The sequence below is a fragment of the Streptomyces sp. BE303 genome, from assembly GCF_036290945.1.
Taxonomy (GTDB): Bacteria; Actinomycetota; Actinomycetes; order Streptomycetales; family Streptomycetaceae; genus Kitasatospora.
The window spans coordinates 1-303 of sequence record NZ_JAQYWZ010000701.1 but is presented as its reverse complement, the minus strand read 5'-3'; the positions used below and the strand labels follow the sequence as shown (position 1 = coordinate 303).

The 303-nt window shown below is 73.6% G+C and carries 1 protein-coding gene; it reads right to left on the bottom strand.

What is annotated here, in order from left to right:
* Positions 1–303 (bottom strand): HAMP domain-containing protein (locus PUR56_RS16835; protein WP_329949539.1); only part of this gene is annotated, 303 nt, incomplete at both ends.

Below are 303 nucleotides of genomic sequence, written 5' to 3'. Positions count from 1 at the left end.
CGCGGTGCGGGTGTCGGGGTGGCGCGGCCTGGTGCGGGCGCCGCCCTCCCCCGCGGCGGTGGCTGCGAGCCGGCCCTCGGAGCCGAGCTCGGGGGCGCCCCGGGGGACCTCGGCGGCGTAGGCGCTCCGCTGGTCGACCATCGTGTTGATGGTGGTCTTGAGTTCGAGGATCTCGCCGCGGTCGTTGACGGTGATCTTCTGCGAGAGGTCGCCCTCCGCGACGGCGGTGGCCACCTGGGCGATGGAACGGACCTGGGCGGTGAGGTTGCCCGCCATGAAGTTGACCGAGTCGGTCAGGTCGCG